This is a genomic window from Diaphorobacter sp. LR2014-1 (assembly GCF_002916785.1).
Classification (GTDB): Bacteria; Pseudomonadota; Gammaproteobacteria; order Burkholderiales; family Burkholderiaceae_C; genus Diaphorobacter; species Diaphorobacter nitroreducens.
In genome coordinates this window covers 246,146-269,527 of sequence record NZ_MTBE01000003.1, presented here as the reverse complement: position 1 = coordinate 269,527, position 23,382 = coordinate 246,146, and the positions used below count along the sequence as shown (strand labels likewise).

Sequence of the window (23,382 nt, the reverse complement as noted above, 5' to 3'; positions counted from 1 at the left end):
ATGTTTCATAAATCACCAAGAGGGTGCATGACATGGCGAAAGCGAGCGATGGAAAAGAAAAACGCATCCCTGATGCGCTGAGGAATTTTGACCAACTGCCCGACTCGGCCAACGTCGGGTTCGATATTGCCGCCGCGCTTTGCGGCGTGTCCGTCACCACTGCGTGGCGCATGGCCCGCGACGGGAATCTCCCCAAGCCCAAGCGCATTTCCCCTCGCCGTACCGTTTTCAACGTGGGCGAGCTGCGCGCGCACTTGGCAACCCTGTAACCGGGGCTGCCATGTCCACCAACCGCACTCCCGCATCGTACGCCCGCGCCAAGCTCGCCGGCGAACGCCAGCAGGCGTTTACCACGGCGATGACTTACGCACGCGCGTTGCGCGACCTGACGCGCCCCGGCTCTGTGAGTCCTCCGCCGCCCCGCCGGCAGCTCGCTCCGCTGGTTCACGCCTGGGCCGAGGCAATGAAGCACGTCCTGAACGCTGAGGAATAGCGCGCCATGCAGCAGCCTCCCTATCCCTCCACCACCAGAGCCGGCGGCTTCCGGTTCGAGCTGGATTGCGAACGCATCGCCCAATCCGATACCTGGGCGCTTGCCGACGCGCGCCAGCGCCCCCTGCTGCTGATGCTCTGGTTCATTGCCTGGCAGCAAACGCCTTGCGGTTCCCTGCCCGGTGAAGACGCCATCATCGCGGCTCGCCTGGGCCTGTCGCTGGACGAGTTCCTGACGGCCAAACCGATTTTGCTGCGTGGCTGGTCGCAAGCTAACGACGGGCGCCTGTACCACCCTGTGCTGACCGAGCTGGTGCTGGACATGATCGGCCGCAAGACCCGTGAAACCCAGCGCAAGGCCGCCTACCGCCAGAAGCAGCGGGAAGCCCGTGATGTCGAGTTGTCCCGTGGGACACATGCGGGACAGTCCGGGGACGGACAAGGGAACGACACGGAAGCGACGCGGGAATCCGGTGGGAGTGACGACACTACCACCACCACTACCACCATTAAAAAGAAACCCATTCCTGACGGAATGGGAGGGCATCAGGCCGAGCCTGACGCCCCTGCGTGCCCGCACCAGGAAATCCTGGCCTTGTACGCCAAGCACCTGCCTGGGCTGCCCCAACCCCGTGTGTGGGACGGCCAGCGGGTCAGCAGCCTGAAGGCGCGTTGGCGCTGGGTGCTCACCGCCAAGAAGCCCAACGGCGGGCGCTACGCCACCGACACGGCCAGCGGGCTGGACTTCTTCGACCGCTTCTTCGGCTACGTGGCCGAGTCCGACTTCCTGATGGGCCGTGATGGGAAGTGGAGCGGCTGCAACCTCGCATGGCTGGTCAAGGCCGAAAACTTCGCCAAGGTGCTGGAAGGCCAGTACGAGAACCGGAGCGTCGCATGAACGCCTACGACGACATGAGCGGCCTGCGCCTGCCGCCGCACAGCATCGAGTCCGAGCAATCCGTCCTGGGCGGCCTGCTGCTGGACAATGGCGCCTGGGAGCGCCTGGACGGGCAGCTCACCGAGGGCGATTTCTACCACGCCGACCACCGCCGCATCTTTTCCTGCATCGCGGCCATGCTCGACCGAGGGCAGCCCGCCGACGTGGTGACGGTGTACGAGGCCCTGCGCGCAGCCGGCGAAGCCGAGCAGGTGGGCGGCCTGGCCTACCTCAATGCGATGGCGCAGAACACGCCTTCGGCGGCCAACATCCGCCGCTACGCGGAAATCGTGCGCGGCTGCCGTGTGCGCCGTGACGTGATGGCGCTGGGCCAGGACATTGCCGCGCTGGCTGCCGAACCCTCGCGCGCCAATGACACCGCGGGCTTGGTGGAGCAGGTCACGGGCATGGTCATGGCCTTGGCCGACACCCGCCATGCTGGCCGAGAACCCCAGACCATCGGCGAGCTGCTGCCCGGCGTGCTGGACGCCATAGACCAGCGCATGAACGACGGCGGCGCCGTGTCCGGCCTGGCCACCGGCTTCCGCTTGCTGGACGAACTCACCTGCGGCCTGCAAGCCGGCGACCTCATCATCGTGGCGGGCAGGCCAGGCATGGGCAAGACCACGCTGGCAGTGAACATCGCCGAGAACGTGGCCTTGGCCGGGGGCGCGGCCTTCGTTGTGTCGCTGGAAATGTCCGCAGCCCAGCTTGCCGAGCGCAGCGTCGCGCGCTTCGGCGCCATCGACACGCAGGCCCTGCGCTCCGGGCGCATCAGCCAGGACGGCTTTACGCGCTTGTCGGCCGCCCTGGATCGCCTGCGCAATCAGCGTCTAGTCATTGCCGATGATCCGGCACTTGCCAGCGTGGCACGTATCCGGCTTGCCGCGCGCAAACAGAGCCAGCGCCTGGGGGCGCTCGACCTCATCGTGATCGACTACCTGCAACTGATGCGTGGCGACGGCGCCAACCGCAACGACGAACTGGGCGGCATCACGCGCGCGCTGAAGCTGCTGGCGCGGGAGCTGGCTTGCCCGATCATCCTGCTGTCTCAGCTCTCCCGCGCCGTGGAGGCCCGCCCGGACAAGCGGCCCATCTTGTCCGACCTGCGCGAATCCGGTGCCATTGAACAGGATGCCGACGTGGTGATGATGGCCTACCGCGATGGCTACTACCGCCCGGACGGCCCGTTGCAGGGGTTCGCCGAAATCCTGGTGCGCAAGCAGCGCATGGGGCCGACGGGCGACGTGCCGCTGATCTTCCAGGGCTGGCACTCCCGCTTTCTCGATGCCGACGTGCGCGACTTCGCTGCCGCCAAGGCCAAGGGCGAAGCACCTGCACGCGAAACCCGGAGGGGATTTGGTGACTGACCTTCCGCCCCTGTTGCCCCTGCTGCGGGCGCTCTCCCAAATCCCGGTGGCCTGCTGGCGACTTCAGCCCGCCCCCCAACCACAAAGCAAGGACGAACCGATGGCCGATGCCACGACCGAAACCGAGATGCCGAACGCCACGCACAGCGACTGGCTGGAAAACGTGCTCATGGCTGAAGACGGCCCGCTGCCGGCGCCCGTTCTGTTCGCCAGCAGCCCGAAGGTGGAGCAACTGGAATTGGTGCGCGTGATCGGAGACAGGCTGCGCCAGGCCCGCGAGCTGTGCAACCTCTCCCAGAGCGTGGCCGCGCAGCGCCTGGGCTACTCGAACTCGTCCAAGCTCTCCAAGGTCGAGGGAGCGACGGACACCAACAGCGTGCCCCTGTGGCTCATCCTGCGCGCGGCCAAGGTGTACGAGGTCAGCATCGACTTCCTGTTCGGCGTCACCGATGACTGGGAAGTCGGCGCGCCGCGCGGCACGCAGGAATGGTTGCTCAACGTCTGGCAGAAGCTGCGCGAGCGCGACATGGCAGCCCTCGATCACCTGCACCGCGAGGTTCTGGCCGTCAGCCGGCATACGGCGGCGCTGGTCGCCGGCGTGCGCGAGGTCGCCGAGGGCTTGAGCACCTACCGCGCGCGCAATCCGGGGTTCGATGAAACGCCGGCGTCCGCCACCCTTGCCGGCCGGCTCGAACGGTTGCAGGCTGGCGCCCGCGATGCAGACACGGCGCTGAAGCGGCTTCACCTGGGGGTGGCCGGCGGTGCAAGCGAGGCTGCCCGATGAACACGAAGAATCGCCCGCTCGGCAACGTTCGGGGGCACATCGGCGAAGCCGCGAAGCTCGCCAAGCAGGACGCGGCCCAGCGGAAGGCGGCAGAAAAGGCCGCCAACAGCATCATCCTTTCCAAGCAGGATGTGCAGGGACAGTACGACGCCTATCGCGCGTTGAAAACGACCCTTGGGGGCGTGCGCCGCGACATCACGGCCGCCGACCTCGGCACGTTCCGCCGCAACATGCAGACGGTGCAATCGCGCATCACTGCCGCAGGCATTACCGCCCAGCAGGTGATCGACCTGGCGGCCAGCAACCCGCTCAAAAACCCCCGGAACCCCGGCGACGAAGGTGACCTGGGCCGCGCCCGCAAGGAAATCCGCATGGCCGTTCCCGTCAGCAGCATGGTGTCGGCACGAGAGCGAGATAGCCTTGATGTCCGCTTCCTGACCGATGCCAGCCCGGACTCCGACGCAACGCGGCATCACGTCCTTGTGCGGTTCCGTGCATATGGCGAGATGGCGCGCCAAATGATGGTGACGCCCACGACCACGGAGGGGAAGAAGACGCCGAAAGCCCTCACCCCGAAACAGGCGGCCACCAGGATGCGCGAGGGCTACCTTGCCTTCGATTGCGATTGCGGAAGGACGCAATTTTTCCTGCGCTACCTGGCGACCATCGGCGGGTACAACGCCGGGCGCGATGAGCATGGCTATCCGAAGATTCGCAACCCCGGATTGCAGGGGGTGGCCTGCAAGCACGTCCTGCGCGTGATGATGGAAATCGTGCAATCTGCGGCCGTGCTCGGTTTTCTTGAGCGCGTCATGGCAAAGGCGCTTGCCAGCGCCGACAACAAGGTGCGGCACCAAGCCACGCAGGCCGAGGCTGATGCGTTGGCAGCCAAGCAGGCCAAGCGGCCGCGCGCTATCAAGACCAGCGAGCAGCGCGGCGCCGAAGCTCGAAAGGCTCAGGAGAAAGCCGCGCTCGCCCGCGCAGCGAAGGTGGCCGCCACCAAGCCGCCCAAGAAGGTCGCGGCGGCATCGCGCCGGGCCGCCAAGACGGCCGCCGAGACGCTGGGCAAGCAATTCAACCTTTCGCCGGATCAGGTTTCGGCGATTCGGGACATTCTGGCCCAGGCCGGCCAAGGAGGGGCGGCATGAAAGCGATTGTCCAAGACATCAAGATCAACCGCCTTGCCGCCAGGTGCGAGGCCCTGGCGCGGGAAATCGGCGCTTATCGCCCTGCGGCAACCTTCGTTCATGCTGCGATCTTTGCCGCGCAGGGGGAAGACCGGCTGCGCGATGAGGATGGCAAACCACTTGTCGGCGCCGTCGAGCTTGAGCTGCTGGGCCAGCGTGACGCCTTGCTGATGGCCGCATGCAAGGCTCGCGGCGTCAATCTGAAAGACCGCCACCTCGACCGCATCGCGCGGGAATATGGCAACGACCTCGCCCCCTGAACCCATCACCAACCGAAAGGAACCAGACCATGCCCAACAACACCCCGAGAGAATCCACCTACGCCCTGGAAACGGACGGCATCGTTCACGGTATCGCCTTGGCGTGCGTCAACACCCTGGCCGAAGCGGCCGCCGTCGCCACGCCGGAGAAGTTCATCCACTTGGCCGCTCGCCAGTTGGTCGAGGCCGGCCAGAAACCGACCGCCGCGCGTGTGGCGGAGCACCTTCACCAGACGCTCCGGGCCTTCGATGCAACCGTGAAAGAACTGACCGCAATCTAGGCACCAAAGCCGGAAAAACGTGCATTTATCCCGGTTATGCCGTGCAGACAATGCCGTATCGACTTTGGAGAAACCCATGACCTGCCCGCCCTTGCCCAACCTGGAAGACCTGATGGCCTTTCGCAATGACCCCGACGCCGTGCGCATCGCTCGGAAGCTGAAGGCCGACATTCGGCGCGCGGCGGATTCTGTCGCACTGGAAGCTCTGTACGCTGCGGCGGCGCACCGCTTCCCCAACGATGCGCCGATGCAGGCCCTTCAGAAGCTGGGCCTGGAAACCACGGCCTTGCTGCGCGACCTGGGCCGCCTGGGCGAAGATGCCCGTTCCGTGCAGGACGCCGAGCGCGCCAGGCTGGAGCCGCTGACGCGAGCGGCGACGAAGCGCATGTTCGCGGCCATTGAGCGGCTGGGTAGCATTCCGCGCATCGTCGCTGCGTATGAAGGCACTGCGCGGGAAAAGCGCCGGGAACTGAAGCTGCTGGGTGTCGAAGATCAGGCCATCATCGAGCGCGTGGCCCCCATGCCTGACCGCGAGCAGTTCGAGGCTGAAGAGAATGCGCTGAAAGCGGAGATTGCCGCGCTGGAGCGGTTCATCCGCACCGGCGACGAATCCGACCTGCCGCCCGGTATCGAGCCGGAACCCATGCGGGTGGCGGAGATGCGCCACATCGAGCAGAAATCGCGGCTTGCTCAGTTGGCGGAAGAAGTCGCCGCGCTACTGGCGGCGCCTGCCCGCCGCTGACCGATCAATGGCCGGGCGCAGAGGGGTCAATGCAACACCGATTCCAGTCTCGGAAATAGCCCCCGCGTCCCAACGCGGAACGCTCATTGAGGCCCGGCCGCCCTTTTTTTGGAGATAGCGATGCAATCGACTTCCAACACTCCTGTGAAACGCGCCCCCAGCATCGTAGGCATTCGAGCCAGTGCCGCCCGACACGCCCGCATTGCCGTGGAAACCCTGGCCGAGGTGGCGCGTGATGCCAGCGCCCCGACCGCCGAGCGAGTGAAGGCCGCCGAAACGCTGCTGGCGTATTCGACCGTGCCGAAGGTGGAATGATGGTGACCACCCTCGCACCCATCACCGTCACGGCCAGCGCCGACACCAATGCATTGACATCGCTCTGGAATGGCCTTTCTCCGCATCTGATTGCCAGCTTCTGGGAAGTCAAGCGGGATGGTTCTTCCAAGGATGGCTACTGGAGCCAGGTTGATGGCAGCCCCATCGTGCGCGCACCCTTGAGCGATGCGAATTTGGAAATGCTGCTCAACTGGCAAAGCCCGTTCGAGAACGCCGGGCCGGAAACGCGGGCACCGACGATCTTCGCCATGCTGCAATCGGGCACGCTCCAGCCCGTCATCGACGCGCTAAATCCGTTCAAGAGCGACAAGCAGACCTCCGGCAAGTTTGAAGCCGGGGCGGGTACGCTCAAGCAGTTCGAGGGGCGCACCGGCATCACGAAGCTGAACAGCACGCAGGTTTTCAACGGAATGCCGCCCGTCAAGATCACGGTGACGGCGCTGTTCCGGGCCTGGCGCGATTCGGCCAGCGAGGTCGAAGCGCCCGTCAACCAGTTGATGCAATGGGCGCTGCCCGTGCATTTGGACGAGAACAGCACCATCCTTTCCCGTGCCGCAGAAGCCGCCAAGGGCAGTCGGGAATGGGTGGATGCCTTACTGCCGTCCACGTCGCCCGTGAAGATCGCCATGATGTACAAAAACCGCATCTTCTCGCCGATGGTGATTGAGGCTATCGGCGTGCCCCTCAGTTCCCCCGTGGATGCCAAGGGGCGGTTCATTGAGCTGACCGTCCCCCTGACCTTGTGCTCGCTCACGGGCATCGACCGCAAAGACTGGGTGAACGCTGGGGATTCGTTGTCTGGCTTTGAGGGGTTCCGGACGTGAGCCTGTACAACAACGTGGCGGAAAGCCTCTCCAGTCAAGGGTTGCTCGGCTCCATTCGCTCCGGCCTGAACGCGGCCTTGGGCGGCGTGTCGGACTCGGCCACGCAGATGCTGGGCGGTGGCAAGCTCGCCCAGACCGTGGTGAGCATGGGCAAGAGCGCAGCCGAGAACGCGGGCCTGGGCTTGGTGAACAAGTACATCCCCATCCAGGCGCAGCGTGCGATCAACGTGGGCGCGGGCGCCGTGGGCGACCTCATGAACGGAGATTGGAACTCGGCGGGCCTGCGCGTGCTGGATTCCGGCCTGCTCAACGAGCTGCTGCCCGGCTTCGGCGGCGGCGTCGCCTCGCAGGTGGCGTACTGGGGCGCGGCCACGCCGCTGCTGGGCGGCATCAGCGCACGCGAGGCCAAGCGTATCTACGACCAGGTGCGCGGTGAGCGCCTCGCCAAGAAAAACCTCTGGCTGCTGGAGGTGACAAGCGCACTGAACAACGGCAGCATGAATATGCCTGACCGCTTCAACCTGTTCGCCACCGAGGTCGAGTATTCGCCGTTCATCATCGCCGGCGACAAGCGGCGAGTGGGCGGCGCCGTGGTTGATGCCGTGCAGGGGGCGGAGCCAATCGAGCTGCGCATGACGACGCTGGATGACCAGGCCGGTTCCCTGAAGATGTGGTTTGAGCATCATGCGGCAGCCGTGGCGGCCAAAGATGGCACTGTCGGTGTGCCTGCCAATTACGCCATCAGAATCAAGCTGGTGCATTCGTTCATCACGCCCGAAAGCAACCGGGGCGGGTACCAGAGCATCGGCCTGTTCCGCCCGATCAGCCTCGACGTGAGCCTTTCCCGCCGCGAAGACGGCTTGCAGGAGTTGGCGATGGCCTTTTCGCAGCTCGACACCTTCATGATGCCCTGACCAGGAGGAGCCATGCCGACCAGCAATCAGCAACCGGGCAAGCCGGACACCATGACCCGCGTTCTCTACATGCTGGAAACCATTGGGCGCGCGCATCTGCGTGGCGGCTTGCACATTTCTGAGACGCTGCCGCTCGTTCAGCAAAGCGAAGTCGGGGCCATCTTGGATCACTTGGCCGAGTTCGCCGCCAAGATCGACATCGTCCGGCAAGAACGTCATGAGCGCCCCGAATAAGCCGCCCCGCCCTCGCAAGTCCGGCAAGGCCCAGGCCACACCGGCACCGGCGCGCGGCCGCCCGACTCTCTACCGGGCCACCTACGCCGAGCAGGCCCGTAGGCTGGCGCTGCTGGGCCAGACCGATGCCGAAATGGCCGCGTTCTTCGGCGTGTCCGAGGCGACCTTTCACCGCTGGAAGAAGGCTCACAAGGATTTTTGCGAGTCCATAAAAGAGGGAAAGGCCGATGCCGATGCGAAAGTGGCCGCCGCTTTGTACCAGCGCGCCGTCGGCTACTCGCACCCGGACGTGCATGTCAGCAACTACCAAGGCGAAATCACGGTGACGCCGCTCACCAAGCACTACCCACCGGACACGGGGGCGGCCTTCATCTGGCTGAAGAACCGCCAGCCCGACAAGTGGCGCGACCGCATCGAGCACCAGGCCGACGTGACGGTAAACGGGCCGGACGGCGCCGCACTGGCGCGCCTGTTCGATGACCGGATGCGGCAGTCGCGGGAGCGGCAGGCGGCCGTGATGCGTGAGCGTGAGCTGAAAGATGAGTGCGATGACCAAAGCTAGGGGTGACAGCGGCCACCGGGAGCAGTCAGGCGTCATGATCGACGCGGCGGCCGATACCGAGTAGATCAGCTCCCGCCCCGCCTGCTACGATAGCCCCGTGCCTTGTGACCCAGCCGGAAGGGGGCTGGGGAACGTGGTTCCTCGGAACTGCACGGCCGTGGGCGGCTTGCTCCGTGCCCGGCTCAGTGCGCGAAGCCGTGACCCGCCCCCGGCGCTCTAGGCGCTGCCACGGCGGAGAGCAACCCTGGACGTTCGCTCCAGGCGCAGGGCACCCCCGATCAGGTGGCATCCATCTGGCCGCTGCTTTTCTGGCCCAGCCGATGGCGCCCGCCCCGCGCCAGGGCGCCAATACCGCGCCGTGGCCGAGCTGCGTGCCACGCGCCAAGCCGTCACGCGCGCGCCGGCGCAGCCGATGGGCCGCGACAGCCGGGGCCGGTTCGTGCGCGGCGCTGCTGCTGCCCGGCCTGCCGGCGGCGGACGTGACGCTGGCCTACGGATGCTACGATGCCTCTACGCCTCGGGAGAACCGCCGGAGGGTGGGACAGCACGCAGTGACCCGTTGCCCAGCGCCGCAAGGTGATCGCTAGCGGAGAGCGAACCTGGGAGAAGGCTACCCAGACCGAGGCGCCCCATTCCCCAGAAATGACAAACCCGGCGCGCGGCCGGGCATGTGGAATTTCTGGGTGGGGCAGGTGCCTACCTCATAACAGCCTACCCCCCTCCATTCACGACCTTGAGGCCCCTCCAGTCTTTGGCCTTTTTGGCACGCGCACGCGCCTTGCGCTGGGCCTGGATATATTTTTGGGCACGCTCTTTGAGCAACCCGATGAGCTTCATTCCCATGTCGTCCAGCCACGGCGGAGGCTCCGACCCATCGGGCAGCAATGCGGCTTCGACCACGGCTACCGTCACTTCGTCGGCATCCCAGACTGTCGCACCGGCATTCCGGATTGCCCGGCAACGTGCATCTTCGTCTTCAACCAGCGCCGAAGGCTGATCCTTGGCTGGCAACAGTGCGAGCGCATCATTGCCCGTCGTCGTCATGCTCTTTCCTTTCGTATTTCGCATAGATGTCCACGCCGAAGTATTCGCCGGCGGTCTTCTGGTGCTCGTTCTCTCCCGCGCGCAGCCACGCCATTTCGAGTAGGCGCGTGGTGGTCAGGTCGCTGCCGTTGTCACGGTCACGGATTGCCGACAGAAGCGCGAACACGTCCCTCTCTTGCTCAAGCAGGCACTCAAAGGCGAGGCGTGCTTCCAACATCGTGACCGCCGGGGCGTCGGGAGTGGATTGCGTCACGCTCACGCCGCACCTCCTTCCCTGGCCGCCAGAATGCACGCCTGCAACTCGTCGGCCGGCTCGCCGATGATGCTCACCTGGTAGTCGGCAGCGACGTAGGCCCCGAGCGACGACAGGGATTGGATAAGCGCGGTGCTTTGGGCACGGTCGCCGCTGTTGTTTGCTTCCTCGATGCACTGGAACAACGCCCCCAGCCAGTTGAACGCCTCGACGGAACGGTGCAGCGGCTGGACGATGTTCTCCGGGGAGCGGCCGAAGAACGCCTGAACGCCCTGTTCGGCATGGGTGACGGCTTGGCTCGCCGACCCTGCTTGTTCCAGCGCCTGAGCGCCTTCTGAAATGCTCTTGCTTCGCGCCATGTCAGGCTCCTTTGTGGTTGATGTATGTCTATGGTAGGAACTGGCATATATTGTTGTCAAGCACTTCCTAGAACTGCCATACTTCAGCCTACGAACAGTGATGGCGAAACCAATGACGAAATCGAAGACACAAGGTGCCCTGGAGTTGATCGAGAAGGGCACGACCCCCTATGCGGCCGCTCAGAAGATGGGGATTTCTCCCAGCACGGTGTATCGGGCGATGGGCCGCCGGCAGGACAAGAACGTGTGTCCTTGCTGCGGCCAGGTGGTGCGCGAGGGGTTCGAGATCGACCGCGCCGTGCTGAAGACTCAAGACTGAGCGGGGGCGCTGGCATGAAATACCTGTCCTTCGCACTCAACATCATGTCGGCCGTCTTCGCCTTTGCGGCGGCTATCCTCTGGTGGCTGGCCTCTGTTCGAGTGGTGCGTTCGGACTATGACGGCCCGATGGAAAGCGCGTATCAGGGCTTCATGGGCGGTCGGGATTCCGTCGGCATGACGCCCGATGGCGAGCGTTTCGACCTCATCGCTACCCTGAACGCGCAATCGAGGCTCAACTCCTGGGCGGCCAGGGCGGCAGCGGTGGCCGCCGTGCTCCAGAGCCTCAACGTGCTGATTGCCGGGTATGGTTCGCCTTGAATAAGGTAATCCATTGGATTAGAATAGGCCATGAATGAAGCCCTGCACGGCATCGCCGAGCTGCCCACCTATACCCGACTGGCCGACAAGCTACTGAGCGCGGAAGAGCGCCAAGACCTGATCGACTACTTGGCCGAACACCCCAAGGCCGGGGACATCATGGAAGGCACGGGTGGCGTGCGCAAGCTGCGCTGGCGCCGTGGCGGACAAGGCAAGAGCGGCGGTGTGCGTGTCATCTACTACTACCACGACGACCTCATGCCGCTGTACCTGCTGACGCTGTTTGCCAAGGGCGACAAGGCCAACCTGACCAAGGCCGAGCGCAACGACCTGGCCGACCTGGTTGATGTGCTGGTCGGAATCTGGAGAGGAAAGACATCATGAGCACCGCATTCGAGAGCATCAAGCAGGGCCTGCAAGAGGCCATCGCCCACGCCAGGGGCGACGAGAGGGGCGTGCGCGTGCATCGCCCGCGCGCCATCGACGTGAAGGCCGTGCGCGCCAAGGTGGGCATGACCCAGGAACAGTTCGCGGCCCGCTTCGGGTTCTCTACCGCGACGTTGCGGCACTGGGAGCGTGGCGACCGTACCCCGCACGGCCCGGCGCTGGTGCTGCTCAACGTGATCGAGCGCAACCCGCAAGCCGTCATCGAGGCTCTGGCCTGACACCGGGCACCTCGAAAAATCTTGTACCCGCTGCTGTACCCGCTGAAAGATCGCATTGGCTCAGAGCCTTGTTCCATGCGGGTTCCAGCGACGTACTAAAGATTCAAGTGCAACATCGAGTGATAATCCTGTTTTGATAGCGGCTCACGCACACTCCATATGGACTATCCCGGAAATTTGTTTGTAGTCTCTGCCCCCAGCGGGGCGGGTAAATCCAGCTTGGTCAAGGCCCTGCTGGAGCTGGACTCACATGTGCAGCCCTCCGTGTCGCACACGACCCGCGCGCCGCGCGGGCAGGAAAAGCACGGCCGCGAGTACTTCTTCGCTTCCGAGCAGGAGTTCGACGCGATGGTGGCGGCTAACGGCTTCGTCGAGTGGGCGAACGTCCATGGACGCCGTTATGGAACCTCCCGCAAGGTGATCGAGGAGCGCGTGGCCCAGGGGGCGGACGTGGTCTTGGAAATCGACTTTCAGGGCGCGCTGCAGATCAAGCAGGCCTTCGCGAACGCCGTGCTGGTCTTTGTGCTGCCGCCCAGCTGGGACGAGTTGCGCGCCCGGCTGGAACGCCGGGGCGAAGATGCGCCTGACGTGATCGACCTGCGCCTGGAGAACGCGGCAGAGGAAATGGCGCAGGCCAGCAAATTCGACTTCGTTATAATCAATGAGGTCTTTGAGCGAGCGCTTTTCGACCTGAAAACCATCGTTCATGCCCAGCGTCTCAAGTACGCAGCCCAGCGCCGCGCCCGGGCCGAAACCTTCGAGTCGCTCAATATTCCCTGATCCCTGGAGAACACCATGGCCCGCATTACCGTGGAAGACTGCCTCGAGCAGATTCCCAACCGTTTTCAACTGGTGCTCGCCGCCACCTACCGTGCCCGCATGCTCAGCCAGGGCCACGCCCCCAAGATCGAGAGCCGCAACAAGCCAGCCGTGACGGCTCTGCGCGAAATCGCCGCCGGCAAGGTCGGCCTGGAAATGCTCAAGAAGGTTCCGGGCTGAGCGATCGTCAGCCTCCGGTGATCCCGGTAAAAGAGCACCGCGTGGCGGTGCTTTTTTTTGCCTGCGCTTGCCGCTCGGGCGGGGCGCGCTACATTTAAGCCATGAACGTCGTGTTGAACAAGGCAGCTGTTGACAATCCGCAGGCCGTCCCTGTGGCGGTTGACAGTTCTTCTGCTGCGGCCGCCAACGCCGCGGCGGCGAGCTTTGCTGCGCTGCTGGAAAAACTCGACTACCTTGACGAAGCCAGCGTCGAGCAGGTGCGCCAGGCGTACCGTTACGCCGATGAAGCGCACTTGGGGCAGTTGCGCAGCAGTGGCGAGCCCTACATCACGCACCCGATTGCCGTGGCGGCGCTGTGCGCGAGCTGGAAGTTGGATGTCCAGGCCCTCATGGCAGCCTTGCTGCACGACGCCATGGAAGATTGCGGCATCACCAAGTCCGATCTCATCGACCGGTTTGGTGCGCCTGTGGCGGAACTGGTGGATGGTCTCACCAAACTCGATAAGCTGCAGTTCAATACCCGTGAGGAGAACCAGGCCGAGTCGTTTCGCAAGATGCTGCTGGCCATGGCACGCGACGTGCGCGTCATCCTCATCAAGCTGGCGGACCGCACGCACAACATGCGCACGCTCTCCGACATGCCGCGCAGCAAGTGGGGCCGCATTTCGTCGGAGACGCTGGAGATCTATGCGCCCATCGCGCATCGATTGGGGCTGAACCAGACCTACCGCGAACTGCAGGACCTCGCCTTTCGCCACCTGCATCCATGGCGCTATGCCACGCTGTCCAAAGCGGTCACGAAGTCGCGCAACCGACGCCGCGACATCGTGCAGAAGGTGCAGACGGAAGTGGATGCCGCATTTGCGCGGCTGGGCATGCACGTGCGGCTGGCGGGACGTGAGAAGACACTCTTTGCGATCTACCAGAAGATGATCACCAAGCACCTGAGCTTTGCGCAGGTGACGGATCTCTATGGCTTCCGTGTCATCGTGCATTCGGTGACGGACTGCTATACCGCCTTGGGCGTATTGCACCAGATGTACAAGCCGGTGCCGGGCAAGTTCAAGGATCACATCGCCATTGGCAAGCTCAACGGCTATCAGTCGCTGCACACGACGCTGGTGGGACCTGCTGGCCTGAATATCGAGTTTCAGGTTCGCACCGAGGAAATGCACATCGTGGCGGAAGCGGGTGTGGCGGCGCACTGGCTCTACAAGGCGAAAGATGCGGATGGCGCGGTGGCAGAACGCCTGGGCACCAAATGGCTGCAGTCCTTGCTCGACATCCAGAATGAAACGCGCGACGCGGCCGAATTCTGGGACCACGTCAAGGTGGACCTATTCCCAGATGCAGTCTATGTCTTCACGCCCAAGAGCCAGATCATGGCCTTGCCCCGCGGAGCCACTGCGGTGGACTTTGCCTATGCGATCCACAGCGACGTGGGCGACCGCACCACGGCGGCGCGCATCAACAACGAACAGGTGCCCCTGCGCACCGAACTCAAGAACGGGGATGTGGTGGAAATCGTTACCACCCAGGGCGCCCGGCCCAACCCGGCTTGGCTGGGGTTCGTGCGCACAGGGCGCGCGCGTTCCAAGATTCGCCACTATCTCAAGACGCTGGCGCAGAACGAGTCGGCGGGCCTGGGCGAGAAACTGCTGACCCAGGCGCTGCGCGCCGAGGGCATCGAACAACTGCCTGACGTGCAGACCCAAGCGCCCATTTGGGAAAAACTGCTGCGCTTTACGGGCAATCGCAGCCGCGCGGAACTCATGACCGATGTGGGACTGGGCAAGCGCATTGCCGGCATCGTGGCCAAGCGCCTGGTCGTGTTGCTATCGGAAGATGGCCAGCGGCCTGATGCATTGCTGCTGACCCGCGAGCGCTACAGCTCCCATGAAACAGTCTCGCAAGGGAGTATCACCCTCGACGGCGGCGAGAATGCATCTGTTCAATATGCAGCGTGTTGCCGCCCGGTGCCGGGCGATCCCATCGTGGGATACCTGGGCCGCGGCGAGGGCCTGGTGGTCCATCACGCGCAATGCGGTGTAGCCAAGAAACTGCAGCACAAAGATGGCGAGCGTTTCATTGCCGTCGACTGGTCCGATGAGCCTACCCGCCAATTCGAGACCGGTATCACCGTGACCGTGACCAATGGCAAGGGGGTACTGGCTCGCATCGCATCCGAATTTGCCAACTCAGAGGCAGATATCGTCCGTGTGGACATGGACGATGCGATGGACACCACTGATCTGCGTTTTGTGGCAGCTGTGCGTGATCAACACCATGTAGAGGCCGTGTTGCGCAATCTGCGCCGCACGCATTCCGTATTGCGAGCGTTCCGCGTGCTTCCCCAGCCCGCTTGAGGGCCTGGGTTCGTCACCGAGGCGCCGCGACAGGGTATTCGACACGCTGGATTTCCAAGGTACGTAGGCCGGCGGGAGTCTGCAGGGTCACTTCGTCTCCCTCCCGGGCTTTGAGCAGCGCGCGCGCCACGGGAGAAATCCAGCTGATCTGCTGCAGGCTGTTGTCGGCTTCGTCAATGCCCAGAATCGTCACCGTGCGCTCCATGCCGTCCTCCTCGGCGTAGGTGACCGTGGCGCCGAAGAAGACTTGGTCACTGCCCGCGTGTACCGATGGGTCCACGACATCCGCGATTTCCAGCCGTTTCGTCAGGAAACGGATGCGCCTGTCGATCTCGCGCAGCCTTTTCTTGCCGTACAGGTAGTCGCCGTTCTCCGAACGGTCTCCGTTGCTGGCAGCCCAATGGACAATTTCCACCACCTTGGGGCGCTCATCATCGATAAGGTCCAGCAACTCGCGGCGAAGGCGCGCATATCCCTGGGGTGTGATGTAGTTCTTGCCGGGCCCCACCGGCGCCTGCGGGGGGAGGGACGGTTCGTCGTCGGTATCGGTTTCTTTGGTGAATGCCTTGCTCATATGCTTATCGTGCCTGAAAGGGAGCAAATGCCAAAAACGAAAAAGCCCTGGAACCTTGCAGTTCCAGGGCTTACCGTTTGGTGCGGCTGGCAGGAATCGAACCCACGACCCCTTGGTTCGTAGCCAAGTACTCTATCCAGCTGAGCTACAGCCGCTAAGCTTTGAATTATAGCACGAAGTTTTCAAGCTATTTCAAAAAATCGTCACTGGTTAATTAACTAACTCAGTCGATCAGCGCATTGTGACGATGGCGTGATTGTAGCGGAGTTTTCGCCCGGTTTTGCGAAATCGCTCGATGTTGCTCACTTGCGTGTGTAGCCCAGGCAGGCGCCTGCGTTGGGCATGCCCTTGCACTCCCGGTAGAGGCGCCGGTCGCGCTCTGCCTGGCTTTCGCCGGAATGGTTCTGCGTGTGCTTGATCCGGATGGCTTTGGACCTCTTTGAAGCGCTGGCTGCCTTCTCGGGTGTGGCTGCGGCATGGCTGTGAAGTGACGTAAAGGACAACAAGAGCGCGGTCACGCCGACACCCACTGGCAGGGAAAGAGACCGGCGGACAAACGTATCCATGAAGCGCATAGTGGTCTTTCAGAAAGGGCGTTGCAACGTTTTGCAGTACGGTTTGCATCATGCCCGAAAGCCTGCTGCACAGGGGTTGGGCGGCGGCGAAGAAGTGGGGAAAAGCGCAGCGGTATAATCTCAAGGTTTTGCATGGTGCAAGACGCACGCTGTCGACCCTTCCAGTCGCGGCGCAAGTACAACCAGAGCCATAGGCAGTTGGTGCAGCAATGCGGCTGCCTGCTTGGGCTCTTCTATCAAGGAAAAAACATGATCGCATCATCCGTCAAGGCCGAAGTCGTCAAGGCCAATGCCCGTTCCGCCAACGATACGGGTAGCCCGGAAGTCCAGGTGGCACTGCTCACCGCCCGCATCAACGAGCTGACTCCTCACTTCAAGCAGCATGCCAAGGACCATCATGGCCGCCGTGGTCTGCTGCGCATGGTGAGCCGTCGTCGCAAGCTGCTGGACTACCTCAAGGCCAAGGACGCCGACCGTTATACGGCACTGATCGCCAAGCTGGGCCTGCGCAAGTAAGCGCGCCGGCATGCCGAGACGCCTGGGTTAGCTCTGTCTAGCTCAGGCGTTTTTTACTTCGGAGACGCAACTGCAGAGCGAAGCTGTGTCATTCCAGGGGCCTTGCCTTCCGATGGGCAGGGCAGGGCCGCTGGAATGGCATCGTGTTCTGAATTGCGCTCCAAGCCTTGCTGGTACAGCGTTGCCAGCTATTATTTTGAGAGCAAGGAGTCATTATGAGCATTTTTAACAAGGTCACCAAGTCGTTCCAGTGGGGTGACAAGACCGTTGTCATGGAAACGGGTGAGATCGCCCGGCAGGCCTCAGGCGCCGTGCTGGTGAACATTGACGACACCGTGGTGCTCGCTACCGTGGTGGGGTCCAAGCAGGCCAAGCCTGGCCAGGACTTCTTCCCGCTGACGGTGGACTACATCGAGAAGACCTACGCCGCCGGCAAGATCCCCGGCAGCTTCTTCAAGCGCGAGGCCAAGCCCAGCGAGTTGGAGACGCTGACCAGCCGCCTGATCGATCGCCCGATCCGCCCGCTGTTCCCCGAGGGCTTCTACAACGAGGTGCATGTGGTCATCCACACCATCTCGCTGAACCCCGAAGTGGACGCTGACATCGCCGCCATGATCGCCGTGAGCGCAGCGCTGTCCGTTTCCGGTATTCCGTTCAATGGCCCCATCGGCGCCGCACGCGTGGGCTACGTCAATGGCGAATACGTGCTGAACCCCGGGCAGACCGCGCGCAAGAGCTCGCAACTGGACCTGGTGGTGGCGGGCACCGAGGCCGCTGTGCTGATGGTGGAGTCCGAAGCGCAGCAGTTGTCCGAAGAGATCATGCTGGGCGCCGTGGTGTTCGGCCACGAGCAGGGCAAGGTGGCGATCAACGCCATCCATGAGCTGGTGCGCGACGCTGGCAAGCCCGTGTGGGACTGGCAGCCGCCTGCCAAGGACGAGACTTTCATTGCCAAGGTCACGGCCCTGGCAGAGGACAAGCTGCGCGCGGCTTACCAGATCCGCAGCAAGCAGGCCCGCACCCAGGCCTTGCGCGAGGCGTCGGCCTCGGTGCTGGAATCGCTGAAGGGCGAGGGCGTGGAGTTCGACGCCGTGAAGGTCGAGGCCCTGCTGTTCGACATCGAAGCCAAGATCGTGCGCAGCCAGATCCTGGCCGGCGAGCCCCGCATCGACGGCCGCGACACGCGCACCGTGCGCCCCATCGAGATCCGCAACTCCGTGCTGCCGCGCACCCACGGCTCCGCCCTGTTCACGCGTGGCGAGACCCAGGCGCTGGTGGTGTCCACGCTGGGCACCGAGCGCGATGCGCAGCGCATCGACGCACTGGCCGGCGAGTTCGAAGACCGTTTCATCTTCCACTACAACATGCCTCCCTTCGCCACGGGTGAAGTGGGCCGCATGGGCTCGACCAAGCGCCGCGAAATCGGCCACGGCCGCCTGGCCAAGCGCGCCCTGGTGGCTTGCCTGCCGAGCAAGGACGAGTTCCCCTACACCATCCGCGTGGTGTCGGAGATCACCGAATCCAACGGCTCCTCGTCCATGGCATCGGTCTGCGGCGGCTGCCTGTCGCTGATGGATGCCGGCGTGCCCATGAAAGCGCACGTGGCCGGCATCGCCATGGGCCTGATCAAGGAAGACAACCGCTTCGCCGTGCTGACCGACATCCTGGGCGATGAGGACCACCTGGGCGACATGGACTTCAAGGTGGCTGGTACGACCAACGGCATCACCGCCCTGCAGATGGACATCAAGATCCAGGGCATCACCAAGGAAATCATGCAGGTCGCCCTGGCGCAGGCCAAGGAAGCACGTATGCACATCCTGGGCAAGATGCAGGAAGCCATGGGTGAAGCCAAGACCGAGATCTCGTCCTTCGCGCCCAAGCTCTACACGATGAAGATCAACCCCGAGAAGATCCGCGACGTGATCGGCAAGGGCGGCGCCACGATCCGTGCCCTGACGGACGAGACCGGGTGCCAGATCAATATCGAGGAAGACGGCACCATCACCATCGCAGCCACCGAGGCTGCCAAGGCTGATGAAGCCAAGCGCCGCATCGAAGAGATCACGGCCGAGGTTGAAGTGGGCAAGGTCTACGAAGGCCCGATCACCAAGATCCTGGACTTCGGCGCGTTGATCAACCTGCTGCCCGGCAAGGACGGCCTGCTGCACATCAGCCAGATCGCCCACGAGCGTGTGGAAAAGGTGGGCGACTACCTGCAGGAAGGTCAGATCGTGAAGGTCAAGGTGCTGGAGACCGACGACAAGGGCCGCGTCAAGCTGTCCATGAAGGCGCTGGCTGACCGCCCCGCTGGCGACAGCGGCCGTCCCGCCCCTGCGGAGCGGGGCGAGCGTCGTGAGCGCCGTGATGGCGGTGCTTCCGAGCAACAGCAGCAGTAAGCCGGGGGTGTTTCTTCGGGAACGCCTGTTTGCTATTGAAATGAGAGCTGCTAACGCCCGGTGGACGGGTGCTAGCGGCTCAAATGATTCAAAACTGCCATGAATGACGTGATGCAGGCCGTAGAGATTGCGGCGTTTGGCCCGCCTGAGGGGCTGCGTCTCGCCGAGCGCCCGGTGCCGCAGCCGGGAGACGGCGAGTTGTTGATCCGCGTGGCGGCCAGCGGGGTGAACCGCCCCGACGTGCTGCAGCGCAAGGGCAACTACGCGCCGCCCGCGGGCGTCTCCGATCTGCCCGGGCTGGAAGTGGCGGGCGTTGTCGAGTCCGGCGATGCCGCCGCCATGGCGCAGGCGGGCCTTCGCGTGGGCGACCGGGTGTGCGCTTTGGTTGCGGGCGGCGGTTATGCGCAGTGGTGCGTCGCGCCTGTTGCGCAATGCCTGCCGGTGCCGCAGGGCTTGAGCGACGTGGAGGCGGCCTCGCTGCCGGAAACCTTCTTTACCGTCTGGAGCAATGTGTTCGACCGCGGCCGCCTGCAGGCGGGAGAGGTCCTGCTGGTGCAGGGCGGCAGTAGCGGCATTGGCGTTACGGCTATTCAGTTGGCGCGTGCACGCGGCGCCACGGTCATCGTCACGGCGGGTTCGGACGAAAAGTGCGCAGCCTGCCTGGCGCTGGGTGCGCACTACGCGATCAACTACAAGACACAGGACTTCGTGGCCGAGGCGCGGCGCCTTACCGATGGGCGTGGCGTGGACGTAGTGCTGGACATGGTGGCCGGCTCCTACGTGGCGCGCGAGGTTGAGTGCCTAGCCGAGGACGGCCGCGTGGTCATCATCGCGGTGCAGGGCGGGCTGGATGCGCAGTTCAATGCGGGGCTGGTGCTGCGCAGGCGGCTGACCATCACGGGCTCCACGCTGAGGCCGCGTCCCGTGGCGTTCAAGGGCGCCATTGCGCAGGCATTGCGTGAGCATGTCTGGCCGCTGCTGGCGTCGGGCGCGGTGAAGCCGGTCATCCATGCCACCTTCCCGGCCGCGCAGGCCGCGCGGGCGCATGCGCTGATGGAATCCAACCAGCACGTGGGCAAGATTGTTTTGACATGGACGACATGACACAGAAAAAGAAACTCATTGCCGGCAACTGGAAGATGAACGGCAGCCTGCAGGCGAATGCGGCGCTGCTGCAGGCGTTGCGTGATGGCTTGGGCGCGCCCGGTTGCGGCGTGGCGGTGGCCGTGCCGGCGCCCTACCTGGCGCAGGTGCAGGCCTTGGTCGCGGGCAGCGAAATCGCTCTGGCCGCCCAGGATGTGTCGCAGCATGAAAGGGGCGCGTTCACCGGCGAGGTCTCCGTGGGAATGTTGCGCGACTTTGATGCACGCTACGCGCTTGTGGGGCACTCCGAGCGTCGCCAATACCATGGCGAAACCGATGCCGTGGTCGCGGCCAAGGCCCAGCGGGCGCTCTCGGGCGGCGTCACGCCGATCGTATGCGTGGGGGAAACCCTGGCGGAGCGCGAGGCGGGCCAGACCGAGACCGTCGTCAAGCGCCAACTGGCGGCTGTGATCCATGCCGTGGGGCACTGCGTGAGCGAGATCGTGGTGGCCTACGAGCCTGTCTGGGCCATCGGCACCGGCCGCACGGCAACGCCAGAGCAGGCGCAGCAGGTGCATGCGGTGCTGCGCGCTCAGCTCGCCGCCGCGACCGAGAGCGCGGATCGCGTGCTCATCCTGTATGGCGGCAGCTTGAATGCTGCCAACGCAGCCGAACTGCTGGCGCAGCCGGATATCGATGGGGGCCTGGTGGGCGGTGCGTCGCTCAAGGCCGCGGATTTCTTGAAAATTATCGCTGCAGCGCATAGCTGACAAGCGCTGGTAGCTATTAAATTAGGAGTGATGGGATTATGGGACTGGTTGTGAACGTGATTCTGGCGGTGCAGATGCTGACCGCCCTCGGGATGATTGGGTTGATCCTGATCCAGCACGGTAAGGGTGCGGACATGGGGGCAGCCTTCGGTAGTGGCAGTTCCGGCAGCTTGTTTGGGGCCAGCGGCAGCGCCAACTTCCTTTCGCGCACCACGGCGGTCCTGGCGACGGTGTTCTTCGTGGCAACCCTGGCATTGGCATACTTTGGCAACCAGCGTCCGGTGAGCACTGGCAGTGTTCTGGAGACGCCCGCAGCAGCTGTCCCCGCCTCGACGGCGCCTGCGGTCGATGCCTCTGCGGCAGCTCCAGCGCCGGCGGTGGAGCCTGCCTCCGGCGCCGCTCAGATCCCGACCAAGTGAACGTTTGAGGCGTCGCAAAAAAACGCCTCATCCGTTTGTGACAGGGTTTTTCCGGGGTAGAATCCCGAATTGTCTGGAAAGCCAAAACCGTTATTTCCGGTCCTCATGCCATCCAGATGCATACAGCAGCCGTCGTGGTGAAATTGGTAGACACGCTATCTTGAGGGGGTAGTGGCGAAAGCTGTGCGAGTTCGAGTCTCGCCGACGGCACCAATCACAAGAAGCCGCCTCCCTGGTCCGCGTTGCGGGGCATGCGAGGCGGTTTTTCAGCGGTGAGCACATCTGCCAGATGAACCTCGATCAATACCTCCCTGTCCTATTGTTCATTCTGGTCGGCATCGGTGTCGGTGTGGTGCCGCTTCTTCTGGGCTATGTGCTTGGCCCCAATCGCCCGGATCCGGCGAAAAACTCCCCCTATGAGTGCGGCTTCGAGGCATTTGAAGACGCGCGTATGAAGTTCGACGTGCGCTACTATCTGGTGGCCATCCTCTTCATCCTGTTCGACCTGGAAATTGCCTTCCTCTTCCCTTGGGCGGTGACTCTGCAAGAGGTGGGGGTGACGGGCTTTGTCGCTGTGCTGGTTTTCCTGGCCATCCTCGTGGTGGGCTTTGCCTACGAATGGAAAAAAGGCGCCCTCAACTGGGAATGAGCCGCCGCTCAAAGGAATGACGCAATGATTGAAGGTGTGATGAAGGAAGGTTTCATCACCACGAGCTATGACTCGGTGGTGAATTGGGCCAAGACCGGATCCCTTTGGCCCATGACCTTCGGACTGGCCTGCTGCGCTGTCGAGATGATGCATGCTGCCGCCGCACGTTATGACCTGGGGCGTTTTGGCGCGGAAGTGTTCCGGGCGAGCCCGCGACAGTCGGACCTGATGATCGTGGCCGGCACGCTGTGCAACAAGATGGCGCCCGCTCTGCGCAAGGTGTACGACCAAATGGCCGAGCCGCGCTGGGTCATCTCCATGGGCTCTTGTGCCAACGGCGGGGGCTACTACCACTACAGCTATTCGGTGGTGCGTGGCTGTGATCGCATCGTCCCTGTGGATGTGTACGTTCCGGGTTGTCCTCCGACGGCCGAGGCGCTGATCTACGGGATCATCCAGCTGCAGCAGAAGATCCGCCGCACCCACACCATTGCGCGCGCCTGAAGGGACGAAGATGACTGCTATTGCCATTCACCCCGAGAGCCTGCGGGACGTGGTTGCCTCCGCTCTGGGTGACCGCGTGCGCCAGATCTCGGTGGCGCTGGATGAGGTGACCGTGGTGGTGTCCGCTGCGCGCTATCTCGAAGCCATGCAAATCCTGCGCGATGCGCCCGATTGCAAGTTCGAGCAATTGATTGATCTGTGCGGCGTCGACTATTCTGCCTATGGCGCCACGGGCTCGGAAGGACCGCGCTACGCCGTGGTTTCCCATTTGCTCTCCGTTTCCCTCAACCAGCGGTTGCGCGTGAAGGTGTTCTGCTCCGACGACGACTTCCCCATCGTCGCCTCGGTTACCGACATCTGGAACTCGGCCAACTGGTTTGAGCGCGAGGCATTCGATCTGTTCGGCATCGTGTTTGATGGGCACAACGATCTGCGCCGCATCCTGACCGATTACGGATTCATCGGCCACCCGTTCCGCAAGGACTTCCCCTTGTCCGGCTATGTCGAGATGCGCTATGACGCCGACCAGCGTCGCGTGATCTATGAGCCCGTGACCATCGAGCCGCGCGAAGTGACGCCGCGCGTCATCCGCGAAGACAAGTACGGAGGCCTGCACTGAGGCGGCATGCCGCTGGGTGATCGACC

At 63.7% G+C, this 23,382-nt stretch carries 34 protein-coding genes and 2 tRNA genes; 30 read left to right on the top strand and 6 right to left on the bottom strand.

Translation table 11 applies throughout. The annotated features are described in order from the left end of the window. The first annotated feature begins 32 nt into the window (after window positions 1-32). The 14 genes from BV908_RS04640 (at window position 33) to BV908_RS22605 (ending at window position 8,923) form a co-directional block, all read left to right on the top strand. Complete coding sequence (locus BV908_RS04640) at window positions 33-269, top strand: phage transcriptional regulator AlpA (RefSeq protein ID WP_011804370.1); 237 nt, start codon at window positions 33-35, stop codon at window positions 267-269. Window positions 270-280: 11 nt separating this feature from the next. Further along, window positions 281-493 (top strand): hypothetical protein, encoded by a 213-nt coding sequence (locus BV908_RS04635; protein WP_041835907.1) that lies wholly within the window; start codon window positions 281-283, stop codon window positions 491-493. A gap of 6 nt (window positions 494-499) precedes the next feature. Next, entirely contained in the window at window positions 500-1,390 is an 891-nt protein-coding gene (locus BV908_RS04630) for a DUF1376 domain-containing protein (RefSeq protein ID WP_011804371.1), read from the top strand. Further along, window positions 1,387-2,799, top strand: a complete 1,413-nt coding sequence (dnaB, locus tag BV908_RS04625; RefSeq protein WP_103737354.1) for a replicative DNA helicase — start codon at window positions 1,387-1,389, stop codon at window positions 2,797-2,799. The genes BV908_RS04630 and dnaB overlap by 4 nt, the downstream gene beginning before the upstream one ends. Before the next feature lie 100 nt (window positions 2,800-2,899). Then, window positions 2,900-3,583 carry a helix-turn-helix transcriptional regulator gene (locus BV908_RS04620; protein WP_041835908.1) on the top strand — a complete coding sequence of 228 codons (684 nt, stop codon included), beginning with the start codon at window positions 2,900-2,902 and terminating at the stop codon, window positions 3,581-3,583. Next, entirely contained in the window at window positions 3,580-4,731 is a 1,152-nt protein-coding gene (locus BV908_RS04615) for a hypothetical protein (protein WP_011804374.1), read from the top strand. Before BV908_RS04620 ends, BV908_RS04615 begins: the two co-directional genes overlap by 4 nt. Continuing rightward, complete coding sequence (locus tag BV908_RS04610) at window positions 4,728-5,030, top strand: hypothetical protein (protein WP_041835911.1); 303 nt, start codon at window positions 4,728-4,730, stop codon at window positions 5,028-5,030. The genes BV908_RS04615 and BV908_RS04610 overlap by 4 nt, the downstream gene beginning before the upstream one ends. A gap of 29 nt (window positions 5,031-5,059) precedes the next feature. Then, window positions 5,060-5,311, top strand: a complete 252-nt coding sequence (locus tag BV908_RS04605) for a hypothetical protein (RefSeq protein WP_011804376.1) — start codon at window positions 5,060-5,062, stop codon at window positions 5,309-5,311. A 76-nt stretch (window positions 5,312-5,387) separates the two neighbouring features. Then, window positions 5,388-6,053, top strand: a complete 666-nt coding sequence (locus BV908_RS04600; RefSeq protein WP_011804377.1) for a hypothetical protein — start codon at window positions 5,388-5,390, stop codon at window positions 6,051-6,053. A gap of 120 nt (window positions 6,054-6,173) precedes the next feature. After that, window positions 6,174-6,368 (top strand): hypothetical protein, encoded by a 195-nt coding sequence (locus tag BV908_RS22045; RefSeq protein ID WP_041835912.1) that lies wholly within the window; start codon window positions 6,174-6,176, stop codon window positions 6,366-6,368. After that, window positions 6,365-7,213 carry a hypothetical protein gene (locus BV908_RS04595; RefSeq protein ID WP_196995050.1) on the top strand — a complete coding sequence of 283 codons (849 nt, stop codon included), beginning with the start codon at window positions 6,365-6,367 and terminating at the stop codon, window positions 7,211-7,213. Before BV908_RS22045 ends, BV908_RS04595 begins: the two co-directional genes overlap by 4 nt. Beyond that, on the top strand, window positions 7,210-8,127 hold the full coding sequence (locus tag BV908_RS04590) for a hypothetical protein (RefSeq protein WP_011804379.1): 918 nt from the start codon (window positions 7,210-7,212) through the stop codon (window positions 8,125-8,127). Before BV908_RS04595 ends, BV908_RS04590 begins: the two co-directional genes overlap by 4 nt. Window positions 8,128-8,139: 12 nt before the next feature. Next, entirely contained in the window at window positions 8,140-8,361 is a 222-nt protein-coding gene (locus BV908_RS04585) for a hypothetical protein (RefSeq protein WP_041835913.1), read from the top strand. Further along, window positions 8,345-8,923 (top strand): hypothetical protein, encoded by a 579-nt coding sequence (locus BV908_RS22605; protein ID WP_011804380.1) that lies wholly within the window; start codon window positions 8,345-8,347, stop codon window positions 8,921-8,923. The genes BV908_RS04585 and BV908_RS22605 overlap by 17 nt, the downstream gene beginning before the upstream one ends. A 711-nt stretch (window positions 8,924-9,634) precedes the next feature. Here BV908_RS22605 and BV908_RS04575 read toward each other — a convergent pair. Genes BV908_RS04575 through BV908_RS04565 form a run of 3 tightly spaced genes read right to left on the bottom strand, consistent with a single transcriptional unit; the run spans window position 9,635 to window position 10,579 of the window. Then, window positions 9,635-9,967 (bottom strand): hypothetical protein, encoded by a 333-nt coding sequence (locus BV908_RS04575; protein WP_011804381.1) that lies wholly within the window; start codon window positions 9,965-9,967, stop codon window positions 9,635-9,637. Next, entirely contained in the window at window positions 9,948-10,226 is a 279-nt protein-coding gene (locus BV908_RS04570) for a hypothetical protein (RefSeq protein WP_011804382.1), read from the bottom strand. The genes BV908_RS04575 and BV908_RS04570 overlap by 20 nt, the downstream gene beginning before the upstream one ends. Then, window positions 10,223-10,579, bottom strand: a complete 357-nt coding sequence (locus BV908_RS04565; RefSeq protein ID WP_011804383.1) for a hypothetical protein — start codon at window positions 10,577-10,579, stop codon at window positions 10,223-10,225. The genes BV908_RS04570 and BV908_RS04565 overlap by 4 nt, the downstream gene beginning before the upstream one ends. Before the next feature lie 112 nt (window positions 10,580-10,691). Between BV908_RS04565 and BV908_RS04560 the strand changes: the two genes are divergently transcribed. The 7 genes from BV908_RS04560 to BV908_RS04530 all read left to right on the top strand — a co-directional run bounded on the left by BV908_RS04560 (window position 10,692) and on the right by BV908_RS04530 (window position 15,248). After that, window positions 10,692-10,898, top strand: coding sequence for a hypothetical protein (locus BV908_RS04560; protein ID WP_011804384.1), 207 nt, complete (start codon window positions 10,692-10,694; stop codon window positions 10,896-10,898). A gap of 14 nt (window positions 10,899-10,912) precedes the next feature. Continuing rightward, window positions 10,913-11,218, top strand: coding sequence for a hypothetical protein (locus tag BV908_RS04555; RefSeq protein ID WP_011804385.1), 306 nt, complete (start codon window positions 10,913-10,915; stop codon window positions 11,216-11,218). A gap of 30 nt (window positions 11,219-11,248) precedes the next feature. After that, a complete protein-coding gene (locus BV908_RS22710) occupies window positions 11,249-11,602 on the top strand; it encodes a type II toxin-antitoxin system RelE/ParE family toxin (protein ID WP_011804386.1) in 354 nt (117 codons plus the stop codon). Next, window positions 11,599-11,883, top strand: coding sequence for a helix-turn-helix domain-containing protein (locus tag BV908_RS04545; RefSeq protein WP_011804387.1), 285 nt, complete (start codon window positions 11,599-11,601; stop codon window positions 11,881-11,883). Before BV908_RS22710 ends, BV908_RS04545 begins: the two co-directional genes overlap by 4 nt. A 159-nt stretch (window positions 11,884-12,042) precedes the next feature. Further along, a complete protein-coding gene (gene gmk / locus BV908_RS04540) occupies window positions 12,043-12,663 on the top strand; it encodes a guanylate kinase (RefSeq protein WP_011804388.1) in 621 nt (206 codons plus the stop codon). A 15-nt stretch (window positions 12,664-12,678) separates the two neighbouring features. Beyond that, a complete protein-coding gene (gene rpoZ / locus BV908_RS04535; RefSeq protein WP_011804389.1) occupies window positions 12,679-12,882 on the top strand; it encodes a DNA-directed RNA polymerase subunit omega in 204 nt (67 codons plus the stop codon). 101 nt (window positions 12,883-12,983) lie between these two features. Continuing rightward, window positions 12,984-15,248, top strand: a complete 2,265-nt coding sequence (locus BV908_RS04530) for a bifunctional (p)ppGpp synthetase/guanosine-3',5'-bis(diphosphate) 3'-pyrophosphohydrolase (RefSeq protein ID WP_103737353.1) — start codon at window positions 12,984-12,986, stop codon at window positions 15,246-15,248. Between the two features lie 13 nt (window positions 15,249-15,261). Here BV908_RS04530 and greB read toward each other — a convergent pair whose 3' ends face one another. The 3 genes from greB to BV908_RS04515 all read right to left on the bottom strand — a co-directional run bounded on the left by greB (window position 15,262) and on the right by BV908_RS04515 (window position 16,388). Continuing rightward, the gene (greB, locus tag BV908_RS04525) at window positions 15,262-15,822 is read right to left on the bottom strand and encodes a transcription elongation factor GreB (protein WP_103737352.1); all 561 of its coding nucleotides are present in this window, start codon (window positions 15,820-15,822) and stop codon (window positions 15,262-15,264) included. Window positions 15,823-15,900: 78 nt separating this feature from the next. Then, window positions 15,901-15,977: transfer RNA gene (locus tag BV908_RS04520), tRNA-Arg, on the bottom strand. A gap of 147 nt (window positions 15,978-16,124) precedes the next feature. Next, window positions 16,125-16,388: a hypothetical protein gene (locus BV908_RS04515; protein ID WP_246867440.1), complete on the bottom strand. Its 264-nt coding sequence runs from the start codon at window positions 16,386-16,388 to the stop codon at window positions 16,125-16,127. 258 nt (window positions 16,389-16,646) lie between these two features. Between BV908_RS04515 and rpsO the strand changes: the two genes are divergently transcribed. From rpsO to BV908_RS04470, 9 genes are all read left to right on the top strand, one after another. Beyond that, the gene (rpsO, locus tag BV908_RS04510) at window positions 16,647-16,913 is read left to right on the top strand and encodes a 30S ribosomal protein S15 (protein WP_011804393.1); all 267 of its coding nucleotides are present in this window, start codon (window positions 16,647-16,649) and stop codon (window positions 16,911-16,913) included. Between the two features lie 215 nt (window positions 16,914-17,128). Then, window positions 17,129-19,312 carry a polyribonucleotide nucleotidyltransferase gene (gene pnp / locus BV908_RS04505; protein ID WP_103737351.1) on the top strand — a complete coding sequence of 728 codons (2,184 nt, stop codon included), beginning with the start codon at window positions 17,129-17,131 and terminating at the stop codon, window positions 19,310-19,312. A gap of 99 nt (window positions 19,313-19,411) precedes the next feature. Continuing rightward, window positions 19,412-20,416 (top strand): NAD(P)H-quinone oxidoreductase, encoded by a 1,005-nt coding sequence (locus BV908_RS04500; RefSeq protein ID WP_103737350.1) that lies wholly within the window; start codon window positions 19,412-19,414, stop codon window positions 20,414-20,416. Next, complete coding sequence (tpiA, locus tag BV908_RS04495; RefSeq protein WP_011804396.1) at window positions 20,413-21,165, top strand: triose-phosphate isomerase; 753 nt, start codon at window positions 20,413-20,415, stop codon at window positions 21,163-21,165. The genes BV908_RS04500 and tpiA overlap by 4 nt, the downstream gene beginning before the upstream one ends. A gap of 38 nt (window positions 21,166-21,203) precedes the next feature. Continuing rightward, the gene (secG, locus tag BV908_RS04490; RefSeq protein ID WP_015912609.1) at window positions 21,204-21,584 is read left to right on the top strand and encodes a preprotein translocase subunit SecG; all 381 of its coding nucleotides are present in this window, start codon (window positions 21,204-21,206) and stop codon (window positions 21,582-21,584) included. Window positions 21,585-21,712: 128 nt separating this feature from the next. After that, a tRNA-Leu gene (locus tag BV908_RS04485) sits at window positions 21,713-21,797 on the top strand. A gap of 76 nt (window positions 21,798-21,873) precedes the next feature. Further along, on the top strand, window positions 21,874-22,233 hold the full coding sequence (locus tag BV908_RS04480) for an NADH-quinone oxidoreductase subunit A (RefSeq protein WP_011804398.1): 360 nt from the start codon (window positions 21,874-21,876) through the stop codon (window positions 22,231-22,233). Between the two features lie 24 nt (window positions 22,234-22,257). Next, on the top strand, window positions 22,258-22,737 hold the full coding sequence (locus BV908_RS04475) for an NADH-quinone oxidoreductase subunit B (RefSeq protein WP_011804399.1): 480 nt from the start codon (window positions 22,258-22,260) through the stop codon (window positions 22,735-22,737). Between the two features lie 10 nt (window positions 22,738-22,747). After that, window positions 22,748-23,356: an NADH-quinone oxidoreductase subunit C gene (locus tag BV908_RS04470; RefSeq protein WP_103737349.1), complete on the top strand. Its 609-nt coding sequence runs from the start codon at window positions 22,748-22,750 to the stop codon at window positions 23,354-23,356. The last annotated feature ends 26 nt before the right edge of the window (window positions 23,357-23,382 follow it).